A 2,748-nucleotide genomic window follows, 5' to 3' on the forward strand; every position below is an offset into this window, starting at 1 on the left:
GGCGATAAAATCAGATCACAATCGAAGCCATTTTTATATCTATTTCAATTGGTTGCTGCTAAAGATCCTGTACATGATGCCTTATTAACGGACTTTTCTCAAAATTGTTTTTCATTCGACTCTCTCCCTGGCTCGACGCCCTCCCCTTGCCTCATCCTGCGGTTTAACATATCTCACTGATTATGTTATTTTATTTACCACTTTATTGCGGCAACCAAGGGCAGACCATGAGCAAGGCAAGAATCGGTATCGTCACCGTCAGCGATCGCGCCAGTGCAGGCATCTACGAAGATCTCTCCGGCAAGGCCATCATCGACACCCTGAACGCCTACCTGACCTCGGAATGGGAGCCCGTCTATCAGGTGATCCCCGACGAGCAGGATCAGATTGAGGCGACCCTGGTTCGGCTGGTGGACGATGAGCAGTGCTGCCTTGTCGTTACCACGGGGGGCACAGGGCCGGCCAGGCGTGATGTGACCCCGGAGGCCACCGAGGCGGTGTGCGATCGCATGATGCCGGGCTTTGGCGAGCTGATGCGGGCCGAGTCCCTCAAGTTCGTGCCGACCGCCATCCTGTCGCGCCAGACCGCCGGCCTCCGCGGCAGCTCGCTCATCGTCAACCTGCCGGGCAAGCCCAAATCGATCCGCGAGTGCCTGGATGCGGTCTTCCCCGCCATCCCCTACTGCATCGACCTGATGGAAGGGCCCTATCTCGAGTGCGACGAGGCCATCATCAAACCGTTCCGCCCGAAGAAATAAGCACTGGGCGGGGATTTCCCCCGCCCTTTGCTCATTTGCGCCCGTACACCTTGACCCCCGCCCTGCTCCCTTCCGAATTGCCGTACACCTCGATGCGCTTGATGCAGAGTCGGCTGCCGAGGGATTGCCACCCCGACTCCTGATCCTCTCTCAACACCTTGTCGAAATAGAGGGTCTTGCTGCGATCGTTGCCGTAGAACACCTTGACCCGCTCCAGGGTCAACTCCCGCCCAGCCTTGACCATGATGGATTTGGTCGGCCGGCAGGCGAGCATGGGAATGATGGCGGGATGATCGCCGACCCCGAGCAGAATGGTCTGCCCCAAGCGGATATCCTCGTCGGCCATGGCCGGGGGAACAGCAGCCCCCAGCAGCGCCATGGGTACGCAGATGCGCAACGCGCGGGCAAGAGTGGACGAGGAGTGAAGGGAAAACAGCGCTGACATGATGCCTCCTGAAAAAAGGAGTCATGATAAGGACCCGATGCCAGACCCAAGCTGTACTGGCCCTGTACCAGGGACCATGACAATGGCCGGAAGCCCGTGTGGGTAACGGGGGCCTGGGCCCCCGTTACCCCTGCCGGACGCGCTAACCGCCCCACATGGCCGACAGCCGCGACTCCATGGCCTCTTCCTGCTCATCCGGCAGCTCGGTGAAGAAGTCGAGCCCGGTCTGCTCCTCCACCTCATCCACCGTCACCACATAGTCCGCCAGCCGACTGGCCGAGACGTTCTCTTGCGGCAGGATGAAGGCGATGGCCCGCTTGCCCGCCAGATCCATCACCACCCGGTAGTAGGCGTGGGGCACGGTCACGCCGTTGCCGATGGCGCCATCGGAGTGGGTGAAGATGGGGCCGGTGATCACCTGCACGCTCTTGTAGGTGATGGCCCACTGCCGGGTCTTCTCCTCCAGGATGCGCCAGGCCCCCTGGTTGAGCGCCGGCAGTTGCGGGGTCATGTTGGTGAGCAGGAAGCTCTGTTTCATGGTGTTGGCGGTGGAGCGCATGTCCGCCGCCGGTGCCTGATGGCCGCGGTCATAGCCCGAGCCCTTGTAGTCGGCCAGGGTGGCGCGAAACTGCACCGGCACCTCCTTGTCCTCGGCGAAGGCATCCTTGCGCGGCACCTGGCCCTGGGCGCTAGCGGCCGTCATCCAGTAAGAGACCCAGTCAGAGACCTTGGTGTCGTAGTTGTACCCGGCGGCATAGCCCTCCCGGCACAACAGCTGACTGGATTGACCGGGTACCCCCAGGGTGACGTGCTCCCCGCACTGGAATCCCGCCGCCAGGCTCGGGAAGGTGGTGAGAGTGAATCCGATAGCCAGAACTAATTTATTGATATTATTCATTATTATGCCACTCCTTGTGTTAGGCGGAGTGATTTGACACCAGGTCGGATGAGTAAGGCAATCGCACAAATAGCGAGCAATCCGGAAATGTGAAGAGGACGGCAAAACCGCAAACAAGGCGCCGCCAACCGGGGGATTGTCATCCCGCCGTCACTGTGCTGAGGGGGGAATTTCTCCAGCACTATCAGAGGGATAAGGGGTCAACACCGAGGCACTCTGTCAGCACAGCGCCCGGCTCCCACCACGCACGCCCCTGGCCGGGTCAGGGAATATCGAAAAAATCCCAACGAAATAAGGGATCCTCAAGCCCGATAATTAGTCCGCGCTTGTTTGCTCGAGATCAAACGGAGCCATGAAAAGCCCTCTAGAATCAGCCCGTCAGCTATTTGGGGCACCATGAAAGGGGGCCGTTCATGGCGAAAATGCCCGCAGGATTTCTCCTTCATGAATAAGCGGGCCCCGTTGCCGGAATACATCATGGCGCCGCCTCATGCCACGCTTCAAATAACGATGACGACAGACCTTTCATAACAATTAATCCGGTCTGGCACCGCGTACCCTGCGTTTCCACATGTACAGAACCTTAAGCGGCAAGCGAATTAATAATACCGTCTAACGTGTTGTTTTGCTTGGATTTTCTCTGCCTA

The 2,748-nt window shown here is 59.0% G+C and carries 4 protein-coding genes; 2 read left to right on the plus strand and 2 right to left on the minus strand.

The window, feature by feature from the left end; all coding sequences use genetic code 11:
* Both PG896_RS20695 and mog read left to right on the plus strand, forming a co-directional pair.
* The coding region (locus tag PG896_RS20695) for a hypothetical protein (protein WP_270836169.1) at positions 1-180 on the plus strand (180 nt) is incomplete at its 5' end.
* Between the two features lie 47 nt (positions 181-227).
* Positions 228-758: a molybdopterin adenylyltransferase gene (gene mog, locus PG896_RS20700; RefSeq protein ID WP_041212474.1), complete on the plus strand. Its 531-nt coding sequence runs from the start codon at positions 228-230 to the stop codon at positions 756-758.
* Between the two features lie 31 nt (positions 759-789).
* Here mog and PG896_RS20705 read toward each other — a convergent pair whose 3' ends face one another.
* Both PG896_RS20705 and PG896_RS20710 read right to left on the minus strand, forming a co-directional pair.
* A complete protein-coding gene (locus PG896_RS20705; RefSeq protein ID WP_029314779.1) occupies positions 790-1,137 on the minus strand; it encodes a DUF2541 family protein in 348 nt (115 codons plus the stop codon).
* 208 nt (positions 1,138-1,345) lie between these two features.
* Positions 1,346-2,101 (minus strand): DNA/RNA non-specific endonuclease, encoded by a 756-nt coding sequence (locus tag PG896_RS20710; RefSeq protein ID WP_104455411.1) that lies wholly within the window; start codon positions 2,099-2,101, stop codon positions 1,346-1,348.
* Between the last annotated feature and the right edge of the window lie 647 nt (positions 2,102-2,748).

The sequence above is a fragment of the Aeromonas sp. QDB30 genome, from assembly GCF_027707645.1.
Taxonomy (GTDB): domain Bacteria; phylum Pseudomonadota; class Gammaproteobacteria; order Enterobacterales; family Aeromonadaceae; genus Aeromonas; species Aeromonas caviae.